General features: G+C 60.3%; 19 protein-coding genes and 1 tRNA gene. 15 read left to right on the top strand and 5 right to left on the bottom strand.

Features of this window, described 5'->3' with window-relative positions; all coding sequences use genetic code 11:
* Positions 1 to 2: 2 nt before the first annotated feature.
* Positions 3 to 677, bottom strand: coding sequence for a hypothetical protein (locus tag ACK6D9_RS18510; RefSeq protein WP_322990445.1), 675 nt, complete (start codon positions 675 to 677; stop codon positions 3 to 5).
* Between the two features lie 154 nt (positions 678 to 831).
* Positions 832 to 3,888 (bottom strand): PAS domain S-box protein, encoded by a 3,057-nt coding sequence (locus ACK6D9_RS18505; protein WP_412049630.1) that lies wholly within the window; start codon positions 3,886 to 3,888, stop codon positions 832 to 834.
* Positions 3,889 to 4,157: 269 nt separating this feature from the next.
* On the opposite strand from ACK6D9_RS18505, the gene uvrB reads away from it, so the two are divergent.
* From uvrB to ACK6D9_RS18490, 3 genes are read left to right on the top strand one after another with little or no spacing between them, the layout of a single operon-like run.
* Entirely contained in the window at positions 4,158 to 7,151 is a 2,994-nt protein-coding gene (uvrB, locus tag ACK6D9_RS18500) for an excinuclease ABC subunit UvrB (protein WP_412049629.1), read from the top strand.
* 17 nt (positions 7,152 to 7,168) lie between these two features.
* Complete coding sequence (locus tag ACK6D9_RS18495; RefSeq protein ID WP_412049628.1) at positions 7,169 to 8,080, top strand: HD domain-containing protein; 912 nt, start codon at positions 7,169 to 7,171, stop codon at positions 8,078 to 8,080.
* The gene (locus ACK6D9_RS18490; RefSeq protein ID WP_412049627.1) at positions 8,055 to 9,035 is read left to right on the top strand and encodes a DUF294 nucleotidyltransferase-like domain-containing protein; all 981 of its coding nucleotides are present in this window, start codon (positions 8,055 to 8,057) and stop codon (positions 9,033 to 9,035) included. Before ACK6D9_RS18495 ends, ACK6D9_RS18490 begins: the two co-directional genes overlap by 26 nt.
* 855 nt (positions 9,036 to 9,890) lie before the next feature.
* Here ACK6D9_RS18490 and ACK6D9_RS18485 read toward each other — a convergent pair.
* Positions 9,891 to 10,199, bottom strand: coding sequence for a YARHG domain-containing protein (locus ACK6D9_RS18485; protein WP_322990282.1), 309 nt, complete (start codon positions 10,197 to 10,199; stop codon positions 9,891 to 9,893).
* Positions 10,200 to 10,404: 205 nt separating this feature from the next.
* The gene (locus ACK6D9_RS18480; protein WP_412049626.1) at positions 10,405 to 10,815 is read right to left on the bottom strand and encodes a hypothetical protein; all 411 of its coding nucleotides are present in this window, start codon (positions 10,813 to 10,815) and stop codon (positions 10,405 to 10,407) included.
* A 252-nt stretch (positions 10,816 to 11,067) separates the two neighbouring features.
* Here ACK6D9_RS18480 and ACK6D9_RS18475 point away from each other — a divergent pair, with 252 nt between their 5' ends.
* From ACK6D9_RS18475 to ACK6D9_RS18420, 12 genes are all read left to right on the top strand, one after another.
* On the top strand, positions 11,068 to 12,147 hold the full coding sequence (locus tag ACK6D9_RS18475; protein ID WP_412049625.1) for an acyltransferase family protein: 1,080 nt from the start codon (positions 11,068 to 11,070) through the stop codon (positions 12,145 to 12,147).
* Between the two features lie 187 nt (positions 12,148 to 12,334).
* Positions 12,335 to 12,943 carry a DUF922 domain-containing Zn-dependent protease gene (locus tag ACK6D9_RS18470; RefSeq protein ID WP_412049624.1) on the top strand — a complete coding sequence of 203 codons (609 nt, stop codon included), beginning with the start codon at positions 12,335 to 12,337 and terminating at the stop codon, positions 12,941 to 12,943.
* 136 nt (positions 12,944 to 13,079) lie between these two features.
* The gene (locus tag ACK6D9_RS18465; protein ID WP_412049623.1) at positions 13,080 to 14,186 is read left to right on the top strand and encodes an endonuclease/exonuclease/phosphatase family protein; all 1,107 of its coding nucleotides are present in this window, start codon (positions 13,080 to 13,082) and stop codon (positions 14,184 to 14,186) included.
* A 3-nt stretch (positions 14,187 to 14,189) separates the two neighbouring features.
* Positions 14,190 to 14,936, top strand: coding sequence for an NUDIX hydrolase (locus ACK6D9_RS18460; RefSeq protein ID WP_412049622.1), 747 nt, complete (start codon positions 14,190 to 14,192; stop codon positions 14,934 to 14,936).
* Positions 14,937 to 14,993: 57 nt separating this feature from the next.
* Positions 14,994 to 15,914 carry a PhzF family phenazine biosynthesis protein gene (locus ACK6D9_RS18455; protein WP_412049621.1) on the top strand — a complete coding sequence of 307 codons (921 nt, stop codon included), beginning with the start codon at positions 14,994 to 14,996 and terminating at the stop codon, positions 15,912 to 15,914.
* A gap of 111 nt (positions 15,915 to 16,025) precedes the next feature.
* Positions 16,026 to 16,101: transfer RNA gene (locus ACK6D9_RS18450), tRNA-Lys, on the top strand.
* A 665-nt stretch (positions 16,102 to 16,766) separates the two neighbouring features.
* Positions 16,767 to 18,395, top strand: coding sequence for an MFS transporter (locus tag ACK6D9_RS18445; RefSeq protein WP_412049620.1), 1,629 nt, complete (start codon positions 16,767 to 16,769; stop codon positions 18,393 to 18,395).
* A 246-nt stretch (positions 18,396 to 18,641) separates the two neighbouring features.
* The gene (locus ACK6D9_RS18440; protein ID WP_412049619.1) at positions 18,642 to 19,628 is read left to right on the top strand and encodes a thiamine pyrophosphate-dependent dehydrogenase E1 component subunit alpha; all 987 of its coding nucleotides are present in this window, start codon (positions 18,642 to 18,644) and stop codon (positions 19,626 to 19,628) included.
* A gap of 41 nt (positions 19,629 to 19,669) precedes the next feature.
* Positions 19,670 to 20,701, top strand: coding sequence for an alpha-ketoacid dehydrogenase subunit beta (locus ACK6D9_RS18435; protein WP_412049618.1), 1,032 nt, complete (start codon positions 19,670 to 19,672; stop codon positions 20,699 to 20,701).
* Positions 20,702 to 20,713: 12 nt separating this feature from the next.
* Entirely contained in the window at positions 20,714 to 20,947 is a 234-nt protein-coding gene (locus ACK6D9_RS18430) for a lipoyl domain-containing protein (RefSeq protein WP_322990462.1), read from the top strand.
* Positions 20,944 to 21,651 carry a biotin/lipoate A/B protein ligase family protein gene (locus ACK6D9_RS18425; protein WP_412049617.1) on the top strand — a complete coding sequence of 236 codons (708 nt, stop codon included), beginning with the start codon at positions 20,944 to 20,946 and terminating at the stop codon, positions 21,649 to 21,651. The genes ACK6D9_RS18430 and ACK6D9_RS18425 overlap by 4 nt, the downstream gene beginning before the upstream one ends.
* A gap of 361 nt (positions 21,652 to 22,012) precedes the next feature.
* A complete protein-coding gene (locus ACK6D9_RS18420) occupies positions 22,013 to 23,146 on the top strand; it encodes an aminotransferase class V-fold PLP-dependent enzyme (protein ID WP_412049616.1) in 1,134 nt (377 codons plus the stop codon).
* A 197-nt stretch (positions 23,147 to 23,343) separates the two neighbouring features.
* Here ACK6D9_RS18420 and ric read toward each other — a convergent pair whose 3' ends face one another.
* Positions 23,344 to 24,015 (bottom strand): iron-sulfur cluster repair di-iron protein, encoded by a 672-nt coding sequence (ric, locus tag ACK6D9_RS18415; protein ID WP_412049615.1) that lies wholly within the window; start codon positions 24,013 to 24,015, stop codon positions 23,344 to 23,346.
* Positions 24,016 to 24,108: the final 93 nt, after the last annotated feature.

The raw sequence follows: 24,108 nt of genomic DNA, 5'->3' as shown, positions 1-24,108 counted from the left end.
CATCAGTTGGATTTTTCCATAAGTTCGCCGATGGCGTTGACGGCGTTGCCGACACCCTCGATGGTTTTCTGAACCTTCTCGGCCTTCAGTTCGGCTTCGGTCTTGGGCCGGGCGGCTTCTTCTGCCGCAGCGGCTGTGTCTGCGGCTGCTTTTGCCGCAGCTTCTTCGGCGGCCATCTTCTCTGCTTCCAGCTCGGCGCGAACCTTCTGCTCGGCCTCAAGCTTGATGCGGGCCTCGGTTTCAGCCTTCACGCGCAGCGCGTCTTCGGCCTGCAGCTTTTCATATTCGGCATTTTCCAGTTTGATCCGGGCTTCTTCCTCGGCCTTGGCCTTGGCGGCCTCGGTGGCGTTGGCGGCCTGGGCTGCCTTTTCTTCCGCTGCCTTGGCGGCGGCCTTTTTCTCGGCTTCCATTTCGGCGCGGACCTTGTCCTCGGCCTCGAGCTTGATGCGGGCCTCGTTTTCGGCCTTGGCACGCAGCTCTTCATCGGCCTTGGCGGCGGCTTCGGCCTTGGCTTTTTCAGCCGCTTCGGCTGCCGCTTCAGCGGCTTCCTGCTCGCTCAGTTTCTGGGCTTCAGAGACGGCGGGCGCCTGATCTGTTTCGGTCTTGGCGCTGTCGTCCTCGCTGCAGGCAGCAAGAAAAAGTGCTAGTGTGGTGACGCTCAGGATTTTGACAAGCATAGTGGTCCCCCGGGGTTTGCTGTCGACGGTGAGGACTCACCGCCTTGGTGACGCCCTGTCGAGCACAGCACTCATGAATACAGGGTTAACAGCGCGTTAATTCCCGGTTTATCGGCCTTCATAGGGGCATTCGCGCCCCGATGGAAAGGCGCGCTTATGCGGTGTTGGCCTCGGTGGCTGGCAGAACCTGCGCGATCGCCTTGTGCAGGGCCTCGTCGGAATAGGGCTTCATCAACAGCACGGCGTCAGAATCGGCGCCTTCGGGCAACTCGCTGTCGCCGGTGGCAAAGATGACGCCGACAGCGGGTTTGATCTGCCGCACCTTTCGGGCCAGTTCGCCGCCGCGCATGTCGGGCAGGCCGACATCGGTCACCAGAATATCGATCTGCTGGTCGGTCATGGCCTTGAGTGCCTCGGCAGCGGTTCCCGCCTCGATTACCCTGTGCCCCATGTCTTCAAGCACATCGCACGTATTGATGCGGATCAGAGCCTCGTCCTCGACCAGCAGCACCGTCAGCTTGCCGGTTTCAGCCTGCGGCTCACTGCGGGCAGGGACCACGGCAACGGTTGCCGGTGCGGGCTGTTGCGGCGCGGGGTCCCGTCTCCGGCCGTCGAGCAGCAGCCGGATCCGGTGATCGAGCGCTTCGCGCGTATAGGGTTTGGACAGCAGTTCGACGCCGGCATCGAGCTTGCCGCCATGGACGATCGAATTCTCGGTGTAGCCAGACGTGAACAGCACCGCCAGACCGGGAAGCCGGGTCGTGGCAAGCTTGACCATTTCCGGGCTCTTGAGCGTGCCCGGCATTACCACGTCGGTAAACAGCAAATCGATTTCGGCGCCGCTCTCGATCACCGCCAGGCCGGCCTCGGCATCGCGCGCGGTCAGCACCTTGTAACCAAGGTCGCTCAGCGTCGCCACCACGGTGGCGCGAACCTCGTCGTCGTCCTCGACCACCAGGATGGTCTCGGTACCGCCGATCACAGCGCCTGTCTGGTGGGGCGTTTCCCGTTCTTCTTCGGCCATGGCGCGCGGCAAATAGAGCTTGACCGTGGTTCCATGGCCGATCTCGCTGTAGATATTGACGTGACCACCGGATTGCTTGACGAAGCCGTAGACCATCGACAGGCCGAGACCGGTGCCCTTGCCTTCCGCCTTGGTCGAAAAGAACGGCTCGAAGGCCTGTTCCATGGTTTCTCGGCTCATGCCGGTGCCTGTGTCGGAAACCGCGATCAACACATAGTCACCGCTGCGGACGTCGTCGTAGGCGGCGACGTAGGTTTCATCGAGGCAGGTATTGCCGACCTCGATGGTCAGTTGTCCGGTGCCGTTCATGGCGTCGCGGGCATTGATGGCTAGGTTGAGGATGGCGTTCTCCACCTGGGTGGGATCGGCCGAGGTGTTCCACAAGCCGTTGCCGATGATGGTATCGATCTCGATGGTCTCGCCAATCGAACGGTGCAGCAGGTCACCCATGCCCTGGATGAACCGGCCGACATTGATGACCTTCGGCTCCAGCGGCTGACGGCGGGCAAAGGCCAGCAGTTGGCTCGCCAGCTTGGCGCCGCGGTGCACCCCGGCAAGGGCGTTCTTGACCCGGATTTCGGCGCCGGCATTTCCGGCCACGTCCTTGCCCAGCAATTGCAGATTGCCGGCAATCACCTGCAGCAGATTGTTGAAATCATGGGCGACGCCGCCGGTCAGCTTGCCGATGGTCTCCATTTTCTGCGATTGCTGCAGGGCCTTCTGCGACTGCAGCAGTTGCTGCGTGCGTTCCTCGATGCGCTGCTCCAGCGTGTCGTTGAGCTCGGCCAGCGCCGCCTCGTTCATCTTGGCGTGCTCGATGTCGGTGTTGGTGCCGACCCAGCGGCGAACCTCGCCCTCTTCGTTCTTGACCGGCGTTGCCCGGACCACGTGCCAGCGATAGCTGCCGTCATGGCGCCTGACCCGGAACTCGGCCTGGTAGGTCTCCTGCCGTTCCAGCGCATCGGCCCATGACGCGGCTGCCGCGGGGAAATCCTCGGGATGGACAATTGTACCCCAGCGGTCGCCCGTCAGCTCTTGCTGGCCGAGGCCGCTGAAGTCGAGAACACGGTCGTTGAGCCAGTCGATCTGGCCGTCCGGGGTTGCCGTCCAGACGTGGTTGAGCATCGATTGCGACAGCGTCCGGAATTCCTCTTCGCTGGTCCTGAGCGCGATTTCGGCGCGCTTGCTTGCGGTGGTGTCGGAAAACAGCACGGCGACATTGTCGGAGCCGGTGCCGTCGATCGGGAACGCCTGAACCTGGAACCAGCGGTCGCCGATTGCCGCCGCCGGGTTTTCGAAACTGACGGCCTCGCCGGTCTTGGCCACCTTGCCGTAAATCTCGAACCAGTGCTGTTCATGGGCGGGGGCGACATCGCGGCGCATCCGCTTGCCGATGGGATCTTCGATGCCGGTGTGTCTGGTGAAGGCCTTGTTGACCTCGAGGAATTCGTAATCGACCGGCTCGCCGTCCGCGTCCCAGATCATGCGGATGACGCAAAAGCCGGTTTCGAGAATTTCGAACAGGTTGCGGTAGCGTTCGCGCTGGTGAAATGCCTCGCGCTCTGCCGCCTTGCGCGCGGTGATGTCGAACAGCACGCCGGGAAACCGCGGCTGTGCGCGACCCTTGCCGTCGATCAGCCGTCCCTTGGCGGCGACGTCGGAAACCGTGCCGTCAGGCCGGACAATCCGGAATTCGCCATTGTAGCTGCCACCGACCTCGACGGCGCGGGCGAGATCGGCGGCAACCCGATCACGGTCCTGGGGGTGAATGATGTCGAGCAATACCTGCAGCGGAACACCGCTGCGGGCGCGCTCGATCTCCAGCCCGAACGCCTTTGCGAAACGGCTGTCGGCGCTGATCATGTCGCCGGCGATGTTCCAGTTCCAGGTTCCGATGATCTCGGAATTGGACATGGTCAGATCGAACCGTTCCAGCAGCTGCTTGGTCTTCATGGTCCTTATGGCGATCACCCGGCCGCCGTCGGGGGCGGGAACCGAGAGCCATTCCAGATCCATCGGGCCGTCGACGGCGATGAAGAAATCGAGATCGTCGAACACCTTGGCATAGGGCTGGCCGATCACCTCGGCTGCACTCCAGCCAAGCAGACGCTCGGCGCCCTCGCTCCAGCCGGAAATCAGGCCATCAGCATTGAGAAAGATCAGCGGGGCGGAAAATGTCGTGTCCATGGGCTCTCATTAACCGGCTCGGCCGGCGATACCGCCAGCGGGAAGGGAAAAGATCGAGATAGTCGCGTCGCTTGTCGTCATCCTGTATCATATCCGCAGGCTATGCCTAGACCTAACCTTGCAAGCCGGATGCGCCCGGATTTCACTGCGGCGGGATCAGGCGAAAGCGTCACCCCTGCTGACACCTGCTGTCAGCATCAGCCGCATTCGTTCCCGTTTTGCCCCGGCCACCTCTTTCTTTCGCCATCGACTCTGCCCATATTGTGGCCATGGCAAAATTCCCCTCAAAATCATCCGGTTCGGATGGTTCCGAATTCGACGGTTTTGAAGAAGCGCCGCAGCGGCCGCTCTCCGGCGCGCCGGTGTCCTCGTCCGGCTCGATTGCCGACTGGGCCGCCGATCTGGCCAGGGAAGCCGAACTCGATGCGGTCAAGGCGCGGCGCAAGGCGGAAAACCGCGAGATTCGCTCCCAGGCCGGCAAGCATCGGCGCAAGGCTGGTCAGCTCAGTGCCGAGGAAGCCGCCGCGCTGCCACCCAAGGGCAAGCCCGCCAAAAAGGGCAAGGCCAAGGAGTCTGACAGCAAGACCGCGCGCGGCACCTCTATCGGCGGTTCCAGCAATCCGCGCGAGCGCGCTGCTGCCGGGCTCAATGCCGTGGCCGGGCTCGACATGTCGATGGAGGAGGCGGAAGCCTCGGGCGCCACCAGCGCCAACACCGCCACCGTGCAGGCGCTGTCGGATCTGATCGAAAGCGGCAATCCGCTGTTCAAGAACGGCAAGGCCTGGACCCCGCACCGGCCGGCGCGGCCCGAGAAATCGGAAGGCGGCGTGCCGATCCGGATGGTCACCGAGTATGAGCCCGCCGGCGATCAGCCGACCGCGATTGCCGATCTGGTGGCAGGCGCCAACGAGAACGAGCGCAACCAGGTGCTGTTGGGCGTCACCGGTTCGGGCAAGACCTTCACCATGGCCAAGGTGATCGCCGAGACCCAGCGCCCGGCCTTGATCCTGGCACCCAACAAGACGCTGGCAGCGCAGCTCTATTCCGAATTCAAGAATTTCTTCCCCGACAACGCGGTCGAGTATTTCGTCTCCTACTACGATTACTACCAGCCCGAGGCCTATGTGCCGCGCACCGATACCTTCATCGAGAAGGAATCGACCATCAACGAGCAGATCGACCGGATGCGCCACGCCGCCACCCGGGCGCTGATGGAGCGCGACGACGTCATCATCGTCGCTTCGGTCTCCTGCATCTACGGTATCGGCTCGGTGGAAACCTACACCGCCATGACCTTCCAGATGGCGGTCGGCGACCGCATCGACCAGCGCCAGCTTCTGGCCGACCTGGTGGCGCAGCAATACAAGCGCCGCGACATGGATTTCCAGCGCGGCTCGTTCCGGGTGCGCGGCGACACCATCGAACTGTTCCCGGCCCACCTTGAAGATGCTGCCTGGCGGATCACGCTGTTTGGCGACGAGATCGAGAGCATTGCCGAGTTCGATCCGCTCACCGGCCAGAAAACCGGCGACCTGCAATCGGTCAAGATCTATGCCAACTCGCACTATGTCACCCCGCGGCCGACGCTCAACCAGGCGGCAAAACACATCCGCGAGGAACTCAAGCATCGCCTCGCCGAGCTCGAAGCCTCGGGGCGTCTCTTGGAAGCGCAGCGGCTTGAACAGCGCACCCGGTTTGACCTGGAAATGCTCGAGGCCACCGGTGTCTGCCAGGGCATCGAGAACTATTCGCGCTATCTCACCGGCCGCGCGCCGGGTGAACCGCCGCCGACGCTGTTCGAATACATCCCCGACAATGCGCTGCTGTTCATCGACGAGAGCCATGTCTCGATCCCGCAGATCGGCGGCATGTACCGGGGCGACTTTCGCCGCAAGGCGACGCTGGCCGAATACGGTTTCCGGCTGCCCTCCTGCCTCGACAACCGGCCGCTGCGGTTTGAGGAATGGGACGCGATGCGGCCCTCCACCGTCGCCGTTTCGGCCACGCCCGGCAACTGGGAGATGGAGCAGGCCGGCGGCGTCTTTGCCGAACAGGTGATCCGCCCCACCGGGCTGATCGACCCGCCGGTGGAAGTCCGTCCGGCCCGCGCCCAGGTCGACGATGTCTTGGGCGAAATCCGCGCCACGGCGCAGGCCGGCTACCGCACCCTGTGCACGGTGCTGACCAAGCGCATGGCCGAGGACCTGACCGAATATCTGCACGAGCAGGGCGTCCGCGTGCGCTACATGCACTCCGACATCGACACGCTGGAGCGGATCGAGATCATCCGCGATCTCCGGCTCGGCGCGTTCGACGTGCTGGTCGGCATCAACCTCTTGCGCGAGGGGCTCGACATCCCCGAATGCGCGCTGGTGGCAATCCTCGATGCCGACAAGGAAGGCTTCCTGCGCTCCGAAACCTCGCTGATCCAGACCATCGGCCGCGCCGCCCGCAACGTCGACGGCAAGGTGATCCTCTATGCCGACAAGATCACCGGCTCGATGGAGCGCGCCATGGAGGAGACCTCGCGGCGCCGCGCCAAGCAGGAGGAATACAACACCCTTCACGGCATCACCCCTGAATCGGTCAAGGCGCACATCTCCGACATCCTCGATTCGGTCTACGAGCGCGACCACGTCCGCGCCTCGATCTCCGCCCCCTACGGCAAGGGTGGCAAGGGCCAGGCGAGCGACGAGGGCGCGCTGGTCGGCGCCAATCTCAAGGCGCATCTGGAGGCGTTGGAAAAGCAGATGCGCGATTCCGCCGCCGATCTCGACTTCGAAACCGCCGCCCGCTTGCGCGACGAGATCAAGCGGCTGAAGGCCGTCGAACTCGACCTGATGGACGATCCGATGGCCCGCAACGCCGGCATCGAAAACACCAAGGCCTCACGCAAGGCCGCGGCCACCGGCAAGCCGGTGCGGGGGCCCTCCAAGGCGCCCAATCCCGATATCCTGCGCAACCCGGAATCGAACTATTTCAGGAAACCCACGCTCGACAACATGGGCCCGGGCACCGACATGGAAAAGCCGCTGGCCGGCGGCAAGGGCGACGACGCTGCGCCCGGCTATTTCCGGAAAAACAGCCTGGACGAGATGACCGTCGGCCGCACCGAAAAGCCTGTGCCGGGCAAGACCCCGGCGAAAAAACCCGATGATCCGATCCTCAAACGCGGCAAGGTCGGCGCCGGCAGCTACGAGGACCCGGCCGAAGCCGCCCGCCAGAAACGCCGCCCGGGCAAAACCGGCCGGCCGGGACGGTAGGAGAGGTGTGTGATGTCATGAGTGATAAAGTAAAGTCGCTATACAATGAGATTGTTGATAGTTTTTATTTTAAAAGATTGCATGATATTTCATTTCTCGGAATAATTGATTACATGAATAGTAATTATTCTGGAGACTACCAATATAGATATACAAGAGCAGATCACACATGTGGTGTTTTTGAGCTGTCTGATATTTTGAGTAATAAGTGTTTATTTTCAGAGGAGGAGACTATTATTATTGCGGCGACTGCATTGTGCCATGATATGGGGCATGGTGCTTTTTCGCATTCCCTTGAAAGGGCATATCTGAAAATAAACCCGCTAATATCTCATAGAACGATAGTTAAAGAGATCGTTTCTGGTGAGAATTCTGATGTTGGTCGAATTTTGAATGATTATGGTGTGGATACTAATAGGTTGGTTGGCCTCTGCGTTGGTAATAAAGGAGACTATTTAAACTGGATATTTCATGATCCTATTAATGTCGATACAATAGATGGAATATATAGATTTTTTCTAAGCTTCAAACTAGTTCCTCCTTTTGATAGATATCGGTGTGTAAATACACTATTTAATCTATATTCTGGTTCTGAGTTGTCGGCGGAAGAAATCGAAGAGTTAGATATATTCTGGGAATCTAAGGGCGCATTTTATGGGGAGTTTCTGTCGAGAGGAGCGTTTGCTCAGTACGAGGCTAACTTTATTGAGCTAGCTTCGAAATCTAAGGCAGATGTCGGAATCGATGACTTTTTTATGCCTGAGCAAGACGTGTTGGAATCGCTCGATTGGGATAGAGTCGGCTCCTCTGGCGGACGCCTCCGGAAGTGTAAACTGCCGGCCTCCCAGTTTCTAATTAACAAGAATGTGTCTTTGAAATCGTTGAGTGATTTGAGGTTGCGGTATGAGCGAATTAGATGGTCTGATTAATCTACTAGATGATGGGTTTTCAGGTATAAAGTCGGCGCATGCTAGGTCTGGAGAAGCGATCAATCGAATACATGCGGCCTTGATTTCGGTGAAAGAGTGCGATTGCTGTTTGGTGGTCAATGGGTCTCTGGCACGAAAGGAGCTGACCGAATCGTCAGATTTCGATGCGTTCCTGATTGCTGACGGTTCGTTGGATGATGGGCAGGTTGCATCGGCAGGGAAGTTGTGGAGCGCAGCGAAAGAGGGGGCCGGTCTAGGTGATCCCGGTAGCTCTGGGGTTTTTTCTAAAGAAAGCGTAATAAACATTGATGATATGGTCCAAAATATTGGTGGATCAAATGATGATAATAGTAAAATCACACAGAGGATGCTATTGGTGTTGGAGTCGATGCCAGTTAATAATATAGATTTATATAATAAATTGGTTGATAGGATAATTGAAAGATACATCTCGGAGAGAATAACAAACCATCAGCTTGGGTTATTTTTACTCAATGATATTATTAGATATTATCGTACTATATGTATCGATTTTGAATTCAAAACGACAGAGCTTGGTAAGTCGTGGGGGTTGAGAAATATTAAATTAGTTTATTCCAGAAAGCTTATTTATTTTGCGGGTATCGTGATGTGCGCAGAGATGGCTCAAAAATCTTGGCGGCAGAAAAGAATTATTTGTAGAGATATGATGAAGATGACCCCGATTGAGCGGCTTCTTTATGTTTTTGGTCCAGAAATACACAAGTCTTTACGAATTTACGATTCTTTTATCAGGAGTATTTCTGATTCAGAGGTGAGGGAACACCTCACTAATGTAGACCCGGATGATAGATCGGAATCTGAGGTTTTTACAAACTTAAAAAATGATGGACATCATTTCGCGTGGGCTTTGAGGTCTGCATTTGTAAATCACTACGATTCTACACACCCGATTCATAAGGCAATATTTTTCTAGCGCTTATTTGTAAACTTGTTCTTCAGAGTGAATTTTAGTGTTTTTCTTTGGGTCCCCCCCAATCTTTTCCACACCCATTTGCCCCATGCCATACTCCCCGGCACTTCCGCTGCCGGATGGATCGCGAGCGTTTCGAGCCAGGCGGGAGGGAATGCCTCTGGCACGGTGTCCCAGCGTAGGGCGTCGGGTCAGGGGAGGCGGTGGCCATCGTGGTTCCGCTGGCAGCCCGCGCCCGAAAACGGCGCGGCGCGCCAGCCACCGGGCCGGAATTTGCGCTTTTGCCTGCCGCACGGCGGGTGGGGAGCGGAGAACCGGAACGGGCCTGTGGCGGACACGGCCGGGCTGGATGCGGGCCCAGGCGCGGGTGATTTCACTCGGGCCAGCGGACACGCATCGTTCTCAGCCTGACCGGGGTTCGTGCCGGAACATGCGCCAAAAGCATCTCCCGCGGTCTGTCCGGATCGCGGCCGGGGCAACCCGGGCGGGAGGCCGGTGAGGAAGCCGGGCCTCGCGGGAAGCAGGCCAGCGCCTGTCGGATGCCGGACAGCAGCCGGCGAGTTTCGGGCCGCGCGCGCTCAGCGCCACCCTACTACACTTGTTTTGAGGCACTGCCCGCGTGCGGCCCTCCGGACTGATCTCATGGCCACACCCCGGCGGATTTTTCGCGCGGGTGCGTTTCCGGCTGTCTGGCCAGTATAGAAGCGTCAACGGGGACGCGGCGGCGCGGCGAGAGGCCCGCAGGGAACGGGCAGTTTTCGCGCCGGCACCGGACAGGTCCGCGCCGGATGATCCTCCACCCAAAAGCTGATTGCCCCCGCGCTTCAGCGCCCGGTGCTCACCAATTCCCGATGCGGCTCAGTTGACCTTGCAGCCGCGGCGGCGTTCCTCGGCCTTGATCTTGGCCACGCGGCGGGTTTCGCGCGGGCTCAGCTCCGGATTCTTGGTCCAGCAGTCGGCATTGCCAAACGTGCGTTTGCCGAGGCTGGTGGAAAAGCAGTAGCCATTGTCGGCGTAAATCGCGTTGCGCTCGTACCACAGGTCCCAGCAACTGGCAGCGGACGCGGCGGGCACAAGCGCGGTCATGCCGGTCAACATTCCGGCGGCGAAAATCATCATGGTCGGTTTCAAGGCCTGCTCCAATCGGCTGAGGATGATGGTCGTCATATCTCATCCTACAAGCGCAGCGCCGTCATGCAATGATGCGGATCAAACAACCGCGCAATCGGCGTGGCCGGCCCGCCCCTGCCGCGCACCGCCGCACACTTGGAAAGCTGCGGGCATTGCGAGGCAGAGCAACCTCACAACAGGCCATGAAAAAGGGCAGCCCGGCGCTGTGCCGGACTGCCCTCAATACGTGTCGTGGTCTGGCTCAGCCGCTGACGGCAGGCGCTTCGGCTGCTTCAGGCGCCATCACTGCGGCGGGCAGTTCGTCCATCGCCGCCAGCTGGTCGGCGCAGGCGTCGGCAACGCCATCAATGCCGTCCTCGACGCCGTCGATGGTTGCCCAGCCGCCGTCCTCGATGAAGTTGTCGCGGTCCCAGGATTTGGCTTCCTTGAGCTTGGCCAGCTGCATGCTGGCGCCGGGGGCTGCGACGAATTTCTTGACGCAGAGCGCGGAAACGATCTGCGTGCCGACATCATTGCCGGCCTTGTCGGCCATTTCCTGCGCAGTGCCGCCGGTGACCCAGCCGCCATAGCTTGAGAAGCCGACGATGGCGAGCACAACGGCTCCTGCCGCCGCTCCGAGGAGGGCGGGTTTCGTCCATGTGGGGATCTGCATGGGGATGTCCAATCTGAAAACGGGCGCGCAGCATTGCGCACACGGAGGGGCACCCTACACGGAAAGTGACAATCAGTAAAATTTCGTGAATTTGTTTGCCGTGTCCGGTGGCTCGACGTCTGACAATCACGGCGGCGCGCGGCGCGGACTGGCGGTGTTAACCGATGCTTAACGGTCTTGACCGGTTTGTTGCCGCGCTAACCCATCGTCATGGCACCTGCGCTAAACTTCAGCTGCAAAGAGGAACGTCCCGTGTCAGCAGCTGAGAACCAATCACCCGGCCGGGTTGGCTGGGTCGATGTCGCAAAGGGCGTCTGCATCGTCTTCGTGGTGATGATGCATTCGACGCTGGGGGTGGAAAAGGCGCTCGGCGACGAGGGCTTCATGGGGCTGGTGGTGGCCTTCGCCAAACCCTTCCGGATGCCGGATTTCTTCCTGATTTCGGGGCTGTTCCTGGGGCTGGTGATCAACCGCCCGTGGCGGCTTTATCTCGATCGCAAGGTCGTCCATTTTGCCTATTTCTACGCGCTGTGGCTCAGCATCCAGTTCGCCTTCAAGGCGCCGGTCATGATGATCGAGGCAGGCCCCGGACCAACCCTTGCGCACTACCTGATTTCCTATGTCGAACCGTTCGGGACGCTGTGGTTCATCTATCTGCTGCCGATCTTTTTTGTCGTCACGCGGCTGCTCGTCACTGTGCCGAAATGGATCGTATTTCTGGCGGCGGCCGTGCTCAACGCCGCCCCGGTGATGACCGGCTGGCTGGTGATCGACGAGTTCGCCGCGCGCTACGTGTTCTTCTTCGCGGGCTTCGCCGCAGCTCCGCGGATCTTCCGCGCGGCAAGCTGGGTTCAGGCCCACCGGCTCGCCGGGCTCTGGATGCTGGCGGGCTGGGCGGCGGCCAATGGCATGCTGGTGTTCGCGCCGGTGCCCATGGCGCTTGCGCCCTGGGGCGAGCGGTTGTCGGATCTGCCGCTGGTCGGGCTCGGGCTTGGTTTTGCCGGGGCACTGGCGATCATCTCTTCGGCGTCGCTGCTGGCCACCTGCGCCGGCCCCGTGACCCGCTTTTTGCGCCATGCCGGGGAAAACTCGATCGTCGTCTATCTCGCCTTTTTCCTGCCGATGGCAGTCACCCGCACGGCGTTGATCCGGTTGATGCCGGAACTCGGTGCCGGCTGGATCTCGGTGCTGGTCATCGCGGTGGCAACCGTGTCGCCGCTGATCCTGCTGTGGATGATCAAGTCCAGCGGCCATGGCTGGTTCCTGTTCCGCAGGCCTGGCTGGGCGATCCTTGCCGAACCGCCTGCACGTGGCCACTTGGCCCAGGCCTGAAGCCGGGACCGGAACATAACGGCCAACGCGAATGCGCCCGCTTTGCATCCGACATGGTTTTGTCGCAGTTTGCCGCAACAACCGCCGGGCCGGTGGCGTCGATACTTGAACGCTGACGGCCCTGTGTGGAGGCGGTAGTGGCCGGTTGCATACGGTCAGGCCCGCCGCGAAAAAGCTGGAGTTCTCAATGCGCCTTGTCTACCGCCTCGTTGTTTGCGCCACAGCCCTGTTGGGGATTACCACGCTGTCGGCACCGGCGTTCGCCTGGGAGGCGGTCGAGCAGGTCAAAACCTATTCCATCAGCGGTCAGTCGGGGCGGGAACTCTACCAGTCGATCGGCGCCAACGGCCCGGTGATTGCAGGTGACCGACGCACCATTGCCCACACCACCTTCAAGCTTACCTGGCGGCGGGATTATCAGAACCGGGCTGATGGCGGCTGCGTGCTGGCCTCGGCGCGACCGAAACTGATCATCACCTACACATTGCCCAAGCCGCGCGGCAAGATGCCATCGGACGTGGCCTCGCGCTGGAAGGATTTTTACGACGGGCTCGCGGCCCATGAAAAGGTGCACGGGCAATACATCATCGAGATGGTGCGCGAGATCGAGTCGGCAAGCATCGGACTCAGCGCCTCCAACGACGGCGATTGCAACAAGGTGCGGGCGCAATTGCAGGCTCGGCTCAAACAATTGTCGGACTGGCAGCGGCAGCGCGGCCGCGATTTCGACCGGGTCGAAATGGGTGAGGGCGGTGCCGTGCAAAGGCTGGTGCTGGGGCTGATCAATGATCGGTAAGCGGCACAGCGCCGGCTCAGTGGTTTCATTCCCGGCGGCAATTGCATCGGTTCGGACCGCGCAATAGGGTCGGGAGCACAGGCGCCGGGGCAAATCAGCCCGGCCGCATTCTCCGGACCCTAAGCCAGGACGCCGCATGAGCATTCGCATTGCCACTTTCAACGCCGAGAACCTGATGAGCCGGTTCGATTTTTCCGGCTACCGCAACGAGTTGAGGCAGGACCGGGTATCGCAGCTCTATGATTTCAGCTCCGAGGCGCAATACCGCCAGGCCGAGATCGCCCGCGCGGTGTCGCTGACCGATGATACCCGGCAACTCACCGCGCTGGCCATCGCCGAGGCCGATGCCGATATCCTCTGCCTGCAGGAAGTTGAAAGCCTCGATACGCTGCACCGGTTCGAATATGGCTATCTGTTCAAGATGATCGGCGATGGCTATCGCCACAAGGTGCTGGTCGACGGCAATGATGGCCGTGGCATCAATCTGGCCCTGATGGCGCGCGACAAAACACTCGACGGCGCGCCGATCGAGATCCTCGAGGTCACCAGCCACGCCCATCTGACCTACGAGGCGGCGGGTCTTTATGTGCCCGAGCTCAAGGAACTGGCGCAACCGCACGACCGGATCCTCAAGCGCGATTGTCTCGAGGTCGATATCAAGGTCGGCAACAAACGGCTGACCGTCTATGTGGTGCATTTCAAATCGATGGGCGGCCCGCGCGATGGTGTCGATGGCCGCAGTTACACCATGCCGGTGCGGGTGGCCGAAGCCGGGGCGGTGCGCAAGATCATTTCCGACCGGTTTGGCGTCGATGGCGGCGGCAAGCGCTATGTGATCGCCGGCGATTTCAATGATTACACCGAAAAGCTGGTGATCACCGGCGACCGCCGCACGGGCTATCAGTTCACGCCGGCCAAGGAAGATGATGGCGCGGTGCGGGTACTGACCGCCGACGGCTTTGCCGAGAACGTGGTGATGCGGCGGCCGGAAATGGACCGCTGGACGCTCTACCACACGCGCGGACCCGAGGAGCGGCATCTGTGCCAGCTCGATTATCTGCTGGCCTCGCCTGCGCTGACCCGCACCAACCGTGACCGCAAGCCCGACATCATTCGCAGCGGGCAGCCGTGGCGAACGCTGTTTCCTGCCGGTCAGGAAGTCGACCGCTTTCCGCGCACCGGCTGGGACCGGCCCAAAGCCTCGGATCATTGCCCGGTGGCGATGACCTTCGACATGGTCTGAAGGATGGGGAATATTCCGGAAAACCAGATCTTCAGCCTTGACGCGGTGCATCTGCGGTTCGATCCGGACGAGCATCCTTGGCGGGTTGCCGAGAGCGAGGCAGTGGACGCGCATTGGCAGCGCGAACAGCGTGAGCGGCCCTGGCTCTACAATGGCACGGTGATGCTGCATCGCGGGCTCACTTTCGAGCATGGCGTCATTTCAGGCGTGAGCCACCGCGTTCCCTTTGCCGCCTTGTTGCATTGGCTGAAAATCCGGCCCGAGGCAGATGCCTGGCACCTGTTCGGTTCAGCGGTGATCCTGTCAGGCGATGGCGCCATGTTGTTGATCCGGATGGCTGCCAATACCGCCAATCCAGGACGGGTCTACGCGCCGGCTGGGTCGCTTGACCCGTCCGATATTGCTGCCGATCTGGTCGATGTAGACGGCGCCATCCGCCGCGAGGCACTGGAAGAGACCGGGCTCGACCTGATGGAGGCGGAAGCGGAGGGCCGGCTGTTGTGCTGGCGGCACGGCCGGATGGTGTCGGTTTTCCGGCGTTTCCGTTATGCCGAGACGGCGGAACAATTGGTGGCGCGGATCCGTGAACATGTACGGACATCGGCCGAGCAGGAGATCGACGATGTCGTGGTTGTGTGCGCGCCAGCCGATGCCGGTGCGACCGCGCCTGATTACATGCAGGCACTGTTGGCGTATCATTTTGACGCGCGCCAGATCGGTACAGCTTGGCAGGGGAATGGAATTGGATAGGATGCGTAGTGTGGCAGGCAGTGCCGCGTACGTGAAATACAAGGGGTAACCGGTGGCATGACGGAATATGCAATTTATGACGTCTTCACCGGAACGGCGCTCGCCGGCAATCCCTTGGCGGTGGTGTTTGAGGCGGATCATTTCAGCGACGCCCAGATGCAGTCGATCGCGCGCGAGTTCAATCTTTCCGAAACAGTGTTCGTGACCAAGCCGCAGAACCCGGCGCATACGGCGCGGGTGCGGATTTTTACGCCGGGCCGCGAATTGCCGTTTGCCGGCCACCCGACGGTGGGGGCGGCGGTTGCGCTGGCCGACCGCCGGCTCGGTGGCAAGGCGCCGGCCAATGGCATGGACATGGTCAAGATGCTGGAGGAGGGGATCGGCGCAGTGCGCTGCGCGGTGCGGATCTGCGCCGGCAATGCCGGCTTTGCCGAATTCGACCTGCCGCGGTTGTCGCAGTGTTTCAATGTGGAGATAGAGCCCGCCGATATCGGCATGGCGCTCGGGCTCGATCCGCAGGAGATCGGGTTCGAGAATCACCGTGTGTCGTTGTGGAGCGCGGGCGTGCCGTTCGTGATGGTTCCGGTGCATGACCAGGCTGCCGCTGCCAAGGCTGAATGCAACCCTGCCGATTGGGAGCGGATAGCGCCGATGGGCGACGGGCAACTGGCCCACCCCTATATCTATTGCCGTGGTGGCATGAACCATACGGCCTCGTTCCACGCCCGCATGTTTGCGCCCGGCGAAGGCATTGTCGAGGATCCGGCAACGGGATCGGCTGTGGCGGCACTGTCGGGGGCGATCCATCTCTATGACGGCTTGCTTGACGGCAACCACGCGCTGGTGATCGAGCAGGGGGTAGAGATGGGCCGGCCATCACTGATTCACCTGCACCTTGATTGTGCCGGATCGGAAGTTTCCCATGCCCGGATTGGTGGCCAGGCCGTAAAGATCGCCGAGGGTCGGTTGCTGTTTTAAACCGCTGGCGCGGTGATCTGCACCAGTGCTGTCGATTTCAGTCAAAACGGTGTGGACATGGTCGTTTATCCGGTCTATACGCCCCTTCGTTCCGCTTCGTCGGAATAGGTGGGGCGCGTAGCTCAGTTGGTAGAGCAGCTGACTCTTAATCAGCGGGTCCACGGTTCGAGCCCGTGCGCGCCCACCATCTTTTTCCCATGGCTTAGCTGTCAATCTTGGGTCTGATTTTTACAAAATCCGATCCATTTTTATGCTTTCTGTATCTTCGTTCAGCGAATTCCAGAGAAGGTCGACGGGCAGTCTGGTGGGGCAAGTACGCCCACGCGCAAGCGAGTTGAATGAAGCCATATCGCAAGATGGTACGAAGAAGCGAAATGGTCAGTATTGCAAACCGGCACGTCGATCACGGTGGCAAAGTTCGCGCACCGCGAGTCGAGAATGATAGTTGATTGGAGCCGGCAATCGTCTGATTGAACTTACGCGTCGAGGTGTAAACGGCTCGGTAGCATTAGACGTGCCGTCCCTCTTGACCGTGCGGGGATCGAAATCAGGTGTTGCCGCAGCCGTGCAAACAGAGTGGCGTGACCTCTGTACAACATGGCAGATTGCCAATACCGAAAATGAGACGCGTTCGGATTCGTCTGGCGCTGCGCTTCAGTACGCCGCCGGCCCCATCGATCCTTTTGACCTGACGATATCCACCGAACGCCATTATAATCTGGATCGTCGCCACTCGACCATCGGGTAACGAAGTCCTATGAAATGCGTGGAGAGAGCAATGAAAACTTTAATTGCTGCCCACGCAACCATGAGCAGCTAGGATGGCGTGGCGGGTTCAAAGGGATTTGCTGGATGCCTAACTCTGCGCCGACGCTTTCGGTCTTTCGCAACAAGACGTTCCGGATGCTCTGGATAGCAACGCTCGCGTCCAATTTCGGCGGCTTGGTGCAATCGGTTGGCGCGGCCTGGATGATGACAAGCCTGTCCTCATCTCCGAGCATGGTGGCGCTGGTGCAGTCGTCGGTCACTTTGCCGATCATGATCTTTTCGCTGGCAGCCGGAGTCTTCGCCGACAATTTCGACCGCCGAAAAATCATGCTTGTGGCTCAGAGCTTCATGTTGCTGGTCTCGCTGGCACTTGCGGCCCTGGCCTACAAAGAGCTGCTTACCCCATGGACACTGTTGTTCTTTACGTTTCTCATCGGCTGTGGAACGGCGCTGCACAATCCTTCCTGGCAGGCGACGGTGGGCGATATCGTGCCGCGTGACGATCTGTCTGCGGCGGTTTCTGTCAACAGTATGGGCTTCAACATGATGCGCAGCATCGGCCCGGCTGCGGGCGGGGTGATCGTCGCCATAGCCGGGGCGGCCGCGGCGTTTGCGGTGAATGCGCTGAGCTATTTTGCGATCATTACTGCGCTGCTCAACTGGCAACCGGAACGGTCGCCGCGTCGGCTGCCACGTGAACCCTTTGGCGGCGCTTTCGCGGCAGGGCTTCGGTATGTCGCGATGTCGCCAAACCTGATCCGGGTCATCCTGCGCGGCTTGCTGTTCGGTCTGGCGGCGATCGCGATCCAGGCACTATTGCCGCTCGTGGTGCGCGAGCATCTCGGCGGTGGCGCCATTATCTACGGCACGCTTTTGGGGTGTTTTGGTTTCGGCGCTGTGGCTGGCGCGCTGAGCAATGAATTTTTGCGCGCACGCTTTCACAACGAACTGATCGCCCGTTTGGGATTTCTTGGATTCGCCGCGAGTACAGCGGCACTTGCCCTGAGCAACATATTGGCCGTCAGTGCAATCGCGCTGCTGATGGCTGGGGCCTGCTGGGTGATCTCGCTGTCGCTTTTCAATGTCACAATGCAGCTGTCGACGCCACGTTGGGTCGTGGGCCGGGTTCTGGCTCTTTATCAGACAGGGGTGTTTGGTGGGATGGCGGCCGGCAGCTGGATCTGGGGCGCAACCTCTGAAAATTTCGGCGTCACTTTTGCGCTTCTTTGTGCTGCAGCCGTGTTGCTTACGGGCATCCTCGTCGGGCAATTCGCAGCACTTCCCGATTCCACCGAACTCAACCTGGACCCGCTGAACCGGTTCACGGAACCACCGCTCCAGCTGGAAATTACACAGCGAAGCGGACCCATCATGATCATGGTCGATTACGAGATTGCACAGGAAGACGTGCCGGCCTTTTTGTCGCTGATGAGCCGTCGCCGGCGCGTGCGCATCCGCGACGGTGCCCAGCAATGGGCCTTGCTGCGTGACTTGGAAAACCCTGACAGCTGGACCGAAACCTATCACGTTCCAACTTGGGTCGAGTACATTCGCCACCATGAACGCCGCACCCATGCCGACGCCGATGTTTTTGACCGGCTTCTGGCACTGCACAAGGGGCCAGGGCCCATGCGCGTCCACCGCATGATTGAGCGACAAACCGTTTCGCAGAGCGACGACATGCCGAGAAAATTGCCCACCGCGCCGGACTGAATCTTCCTCCCAAACCGCATTGTCCTCGAGCCACTTTCTGGCGCGTTGGAGCCGCCGGCAAACCCGGGGGCGGGGCACACGACTGTCTGCTTCCGACATGGCCGGATTCGGCAAGTTCGCGCGCGCAATACGCTTTGCAACTGGTCGCCGTTCGACCATTGATCTGCGTCAATGCAGACGGCCCGATGCGGCATAGTCTTGAGTTGTCCCCGCGCCACAGGCAATCCGATAATTGGGAGAAGTCATATGCAACCGACGAAAAGCCAGACACTCTGGATGTACGAGATGATGGTGGTCAGCCGCCGCTTCGAGGAAGCCATCGAGAAGATCTACCTCGAAGGCAAGACACCCGCATTCAACATGGCCAACGGACCGATCCCGGGCGAGATGCATCTGTCGAACGGGCAGGAGCCTGTGGCTGTCGGGGTCTGCGCGCATCTCGATGCGAGCGACGCCGTTACAGCGACCCACCGGCCACATCACCAGGCGATCGCCAAGGGCGTTGACCTGCGCAAAATGGCGGCCGAGATCTTCGGCAAGTCCACGGGCCTGTCGGGTGGCCGCGGCGGCCACATGCACCTGTTTGACCCTGCGGTGAATTTTTCCTGCTCCGGCATCATCGGCGAGAGTTGCGGTCCCGCCTGCGGGGTCGGGCTGTCGCGCAAACTGCAAAACAAGTCGGGAGTCGCGGTCGCGTTTCTTGGTGAAGGTGCGGCAAACCAGGGTGCTTTTCACGAGGCGCTCAATCTTGCCGGGGTCTGGAAGCTTCCGGTGGTTTTCGTGATTGAAGACAATTCCTGGGGCATTTCGGTTCCCAAGTCCGCGGCCACTTCCGTGGCGCGCAACGACGTGCGCGCGGCAGGCTACGGTATGCCCGGCCACTACATCCCCGGCAATGATCCCTATGCGATCTTCGATGTCGCGGGTGAAGCCATTGCGCGGGCGCGTGCCGGCGACGGTCCGACGCTGATCGAGATAGAGACCTACCGACTGGCGGGGCATTTCATGGGGGATGCCGAGCAGTACAGACCAGCAGGCGAGAAGGACGCGCTGTTTGCCAAGGATCCGATTCCCAAAATGCGCGCGCGTTTGATGGCGGATGGCCATGCCACCGAAGATGAAATTGTCGGGCTCGAGAAACGCGCGGACGAAAGGGTGGCGGATGCCATCGCCTTTGCGCGTGAGAGCAAGCCCGCTGCCGGTACTGATGCACTGACGGCCGTCTTCGCCTGAATTCCCGACCGCCACCTGAGTGGAAAGAAAGGATCTAATCAATGCCTGATCAACAAACCAACGAACGCCGCCTGACCATCGCACGTGCAATGGCGGAGGCGATACAGCAGGAAATGCAGCGTGACCCGGCCGTCTTCGTGATGGGAGAGGATGTCGGTGGTTTCGGCGGCATCTTCGGTAATACCCGCGGCCTGTTCGAAGAGTTCGGAAAGGAGCGCGTGCGCGATACCCCGATTTCCGAAACCGGCTTCATCAGCGCCGCAGTGGGGGCGGCGATGGACGGAATGCGGCCGATTGTCGAACTCATGTTCGTCGATTTCTTCGGCGTCTGTTTCGATGCGATCTACAACCAGATGGCCAAGAACATCTATTTTTCCGGTGGCAACGCAAAGGTGCCGATGGTGCTGATGACTTCGACCGGCGGTGGATATTCCGATGCCGGCCAGCATTCGCAATGCCTCTACGGCACTTTTGCGCATCTTCCCGGGATGAAGGTCGTTTCTCCGTCGAACGCCTATGACGCCAAGGGACTGATGACCGCGGCGATCCGCGACGACAGCCCCGTGGTCTATATGTATCACAAGCGGCTGCAAGGCATGGGCTGGCTGGGCACCGAAGCCGGCGCCACCGTCAACACCCCCGAGGATGACTATATCGTCGAGATCGGCAAGGCAAAGGTCGTACGTAAAGGCACCGACGTAACGCTCGTCGGCCTCGCCATGGGGGTTCACAACGCGCTGAAGGCAGCAGACAAGCTGGCTGAAAATGGCGTCAGTGCCGAGGTGATCGATCTGGTGTCGCTGGTCCCGCTCGACCGTGAAACGGTCATTAACTCGGTGGCCAAGACCGGGCGCCTGATCGTGGTTGACGAGGACTATCACAGTTACGGCGTCTCCGGCGAGATCATCGCCACCGTGACCGAACACGACATCTCGAAGCTGAAGGCATCACCCGCGCGTGTGACCTTCCCCGATGTGCCGATTCCCTATGCGAAAAATATGGAGCAGTTCTGCCTGCCCAACCCCGACAAGATCGTCGCTGCCTATCATGCGATGCAAAAGAGCGCTCGCTGAAGGACCAATGATATGGCTACTGACGTAACAATCCCCTCCGATTTGTGGAAGGAGGACACCGAAGCGGTGATCACCAACTGGCTGGTCTCTGATGGTGCGCACGTGCACAAGGGCATGCTGATCGCCGAGATCATGGTCGAGAAATCGCAATTCGAGGTGACCGCTCCTGCCGACGGGGTGTTGACAATCGAGAAGCAGGCCGATGCGATCGTCCGGAAGGGAGACCTGATCGGGCGCATCACGTGACCGCGTCGACCGATCATGGTCCGGTGCGAGAACTGGCGCTGGCAGAGGCGTTGGCGTGGGAGGCGGATCGGCTGGCTGATGTTGCTGCCGGCCGCCGTTCCGCCGCGGCTCTGCTATGGTCGTGCGAAACTGCGTTGGTAGCACCTTCACGGATGAGCGGTTTTTCCGGCTTTGACGATGCATGTACGGGGGCTGCAAATGCCGGCTGGCCGGTGCATCTGCGCGCCACCGGGGGCGACCTGGTTCCGCAGGGCCCCGGGGTCGTCAACCTGACGCTGGTATTTCGCGGGCTGCGGAGTGCGACCCCGTCGCTGGAGGCAGCCTATCAACGGCTGACAGCGCCGATCTGCGAAGCCCTTAGTGAGGCGGGCGTAAGCTCCTGCCACGCGCCGGTGTCCGGTGCCTTCTGTGATGGCCGGTTTAACGTTACCGTGGCGGGCCGAAAATTTGCCGGAACCGCACAGCGCTGGCGCCCGATGGCGAGCGGGCATGCGGTACAGGCGCATGCGCTCATGCTGATGCGCACTCCGGACGAGACCACGATCACCACGCTGAACCATTTCTACCGCGATTGCGGAATTGACCGCGTGATCGATGCCGGGGCGCATGTGGGATTGCACGACCTGGTCCCGACGGGCAGCGGGGACGATGAGGAGCGCCGATTTCTGGAGCGTGTCGCGGCTGTTGTCGCTCATAGCCAGTGAACATGAATATGTAAGCCGGTGTTTGCCAGACAATTCCTGTGGGCGTTGCATCAAATCGGATCTGGGCGACAGGCGTTGATGCATTTCGTTATCGCAGAACCATGGCGCGCGCGGCGCTTTCGCCCTCCTTTCTCGAACTCCTCATGGCACGGTAGATCAGGCTGGTTGCAGCGGTCTCGGTGCGTAACGAATCCCGTGTCTTGATTGAATTAAGAAGTTCCAATTTTTTTTGCGAAAACACCCAGTTTGACGGTCTGGTCGAACTTGTCGCGGCGGGATGCCTTCAATGTTATTGGAAACATGGCTATATCGTTGGGCAAGCCTGTAAATGGACCGGCATCTGGGAAGAGGAGTTGAGGGCATGAATATGACGGCGTCACCAGTGGATCCTGATGGACTCATGGAATTTTCGGTGGTCTTCACCGATCGCTCCCTCAATCACATGTCGAAGAAGTTTCAAGGCGTCATGAATGATCTCAACGTCCTGTTGCGCGAGGTCTATCAAGCCGATGCAGCCATCATTGTGCCCGGTGGAGGCACCTTCGGAATGGAAGCGGTTGCCCGCCAGTTCGCCACCGACCAGAAGGTAATGGTCATCCGTAATGGCTGGTTTTCCTATCGCTGGACCCAGATCTTCGACATGGGCGACATTCCGTCTGAAACTACCGTGATCAAGGCCAGCCAAGTGGGCAACGAAAGCACCTCGGCCTTCGCGCCGCAACCCATTGATGTGGTCACCGCCAAGATCCGCGAAGAGCGCCCAAACGTCGTGTTCGCCCCGCATGTGGAGACGTCGTCCGGCGTCATCCTTCCGGATGATTATCTCAAGGCTGTCGCTGAAGCAGCACATGATGTTGGTGCCCTGTTTGTGCTTGATTGCATTGCCTCCGGATGCATCTGGGTGGACATGAAAGCAACCGGTGTCGACGTGCTGATTTCGGCGCCGCAAAAGGGCTGGAGCGCCTCGCCGTCGGCCGGGTTGGTGATGCTTGGCGCCCGCGCGCTCGAGCGGCTAGGTGAGACCAAAAGCTCAAGTTTTGCGCTGGATCTGCGCAAATGGCACGACATGATGCAGGCCTATGTCGGAGGCGGCCATGCCTACCACTCGACCATGCCGACCGATGCTCTCCTGGTGCTTCGCGACCGGATGATGGAAACCCGTGATTTCGGGTTCGATCTTGCCTGCGACCGGCAGTGGGAGCTTGGCAACAAGGTGCGCGCACTGCTTGCCGCACAGGGGTTTAGATCAGTCGCGGCCCCGGGCTTTGAGGCGCCGGGCGTTGTCGTCAGTTATACCAAGGACCCCGAATTCCAGAACGGCAAGAAGTTCCTGGGCGAAGGCATGCAGATTGCTGCCGGCGTGCCGCTGATGTGTGACGAACCTGCTGATTTCCGCACCTTCCGCATCGGGCTGTTCGGCCTCGACAAGCTTGGTGATGTCGATGGCACCGTGGCCAAGCTGGAGACAGTTCTCGACACGCTCGCCGAGGGCTGACTTCGAGACCGTATCGCCTTTACGCCTCGGGGCCGGTCAACAGGGGTCCCGGTGATCTCGGTCTATCTCCGGTAACTTCTACCTCCCGGAACCATATTGCCCAGGGGGCGAGAGATGTGGATTTTTCATGAGCCCGGCCCCGGGGGGGGCGGGGCCGGGCGTTTGGTGAAAATCCGGACGGATGTCGCCCGGTGGAATCAGGCGGTGGCGCCGGCTTCGAAGCGCGGGAACAGCACGTTGTTTTCGAGATGGATATGCTCCATCAGGTCTTCCTTGAGCTGTGCGGCTCCGGCATAAAGCGCCTCCCACGAGCGGCAAGCGTCGCCTGGCAGTGTGTAGTCGTCGGTAATCTCGCCGACCCGCTCGAGAAACACGCCATGGGCATCGTGGTCATGACGCAATTCGCTGATCGAGGCCGCGAGCGGGTTTGCTGCCTTGAGCCGCATGGCGGGAAAGATGTCCTGTTCCTCCTTGTGCATATGGGTTTCCAGTTCGGCCATGATCTCCTGCAGGACGTCGGCCAAACCTTCGGGCGCGTTCTGGTGGCCTGCGTGCACCGCCTCTACCTTGCGCGAGAGTTCGATCAGCTCGGGAATCTGCTGACGGTGGACATCGTGATAGCGGGTCTGGATGTGATCGATCAGCGCGCCGGTCTCCTGCGGGGCTTCAGGTGCAGCTGCCGGATCGAGCGCCTGAAGTGCTGAGACCAGCTCGGAAATATCAAGCCCGCGCTCGGCGGCGGCCTGGGTCAGCGGGATGTCGCCGTGGCAGCAGAAATCAATACCAAACCGGCGGAATATGCCCGTGGCGCCAGGGAGTTCGGCCGCGATTTCTCCGACATTGCGGTCATTCAGGGGGGCTGTGGTCATGGGTTTCTCCGAGAGTTTAGATGTCTTGATTGACTAGTTGAGGCACGTGAGGCCGGGGAATGGAACCCGGGCATCGAGTGCCCGGGTTCGTGC

This window comes from Hoeflea sp. Naph1, assembly GCF_046837775.1.
Taxonomy (GTDB): domain Bacteria; phylum Pseudomonadota; class Alphaproteobacteria; order Rhizobiales; family Rhizobiaceae; genus Hoeflea.
This window is presented reverse-complemented; position numbering and strand designations above follow the sequence as displayed.

What these genes read in the sequence shown, in the direction of transcription:
- ACK6D9_RS18510 (WP_322990445.1), bottom strand. Translation starts at nt 677, where the DNA reads ATGCTTGTCAAAATCCTGAGCGTCACCACACTAGCACTTTTTCTTGCT.
- ACK6D9_RS18505 (WP_412049630.1), bottom strand. Translation starts at nt 3,888, where the DNA reads ATGGACACGACATTTTCCGCCCCGCTGATCTTTCTCAATGCTGATGGC.
- uvrB (WP_412049629.1), top strand. Translation starts at nt 4,158, where the DNA reads ATGGCAAAATTCCCCTCAAAATCATCCGGTTCGGATGGTTCCGAATTC.
- ACK6D9_RS18495 (WP_412049628.1), top strand. Translation starts at nt 7,169, where the DNA reads ATGAGTGATAAAGTAAAGTCGCTATACAATGAGATTGTTGATAGTTTT.
- ACK6D9_RS18490 (WP_412049627.1), top strand. Translation starts at nt 8,055, where the DNA reads ATGAGCGAATTAGATGGTCTGATTAATCTACTAGATGATGGGTTTTCA.
- ACK6D9_RS18485 (WP_322990282.1), bottom strand. Translation starts at nt 10,199, where the DNA reads ATGACGACCATCATCCTCAGCCGATTGGAGCAGGCCTTGAAACCGACC.
- ACK6D9_RS18480 (WP_412049626.1), bottom strand. Translation starts at nt 10,815, where the DNA reads ATGCAGATCCCCACATGGACGAAACCCGCCCTCCTCGGAGCGGCGGCA.
- ACK6D9_RS18470 (WP_412049624.1), top strand. Translation starts at nt 12,335, where the DNA reads ATGCGCCTTGTCTACCGCCTCGTTGTTTGCGCCACAGCCCTGTTGGGG.
- ACK6D9_RS18465 (WP_412049623.1), top strand. Translation starts at nt 13,080, where the DNA reads ATGAGCATTCGCATTGCCACTTTCAACGCCGAGAACCTGATGAGCCGG.
- ACK6D9_RS18460 (WP_412049622.1), top strand. Translation starts at nt 14,190, where the DNA reads ATGGGGAATATTCCGGAAAACCAGATCTTCAGCCTTGACGCGGTGCAT.
- ACK6D9_RS18455 (WP_412049621.1), top strand. Translation starts at nt 14,994, where the DNA reads ATGACGGAATATGCAATTTATGACGTCTTCACCGGAACGGCGCTCGCC.
- ACK6D9_RS18445 (WP_412049620.1), top strand. Translation starts at nt 16,767, where the DNA reads ATGCCTAACTCTGCGCCGACGCTTTCGGTCTTTCGCAACAAGACGTTC.
- ACK6D9_RS18440 (WP_412049619.1), top strand. Translation starts at nt 18,642, where the DNA reads ATGCAACCGACGAAAAGCCAGACACTCTGGATGTACGAGATGATGGTG.
- ACK6D9_RS18435 (WP_412049618.1), top strand. Translation starts at nt 19,670, where the DNA reads ATGCCTGATCAACAAACCAACGAACGCCGCCTGACCATCGCACGTGCA.
- ACK6D9_RS18430 (WP_322990462.1), top strand. Translation starts at nt 20,714, where the DNA reads ATGGCTACTGACGTAACAATCCCCTCCGATTTGTGGAAGGAGGACACC.
- ACK6D9_RS18420 (WP_412049616.1), top strand. Translation starts at nt 22,013, where the DNA reads ATGAATATGACGGCGTCACCAGTGGATCCTGATGGACTCATGGAATTT.
- ric (WP_412049615.1), bottom strand. Translation starts at nt 24,015, where the DNA reads ATGACCACAGCCCCCCTGAATGACCGCAATGTCGGAGAAATCGCGGCC.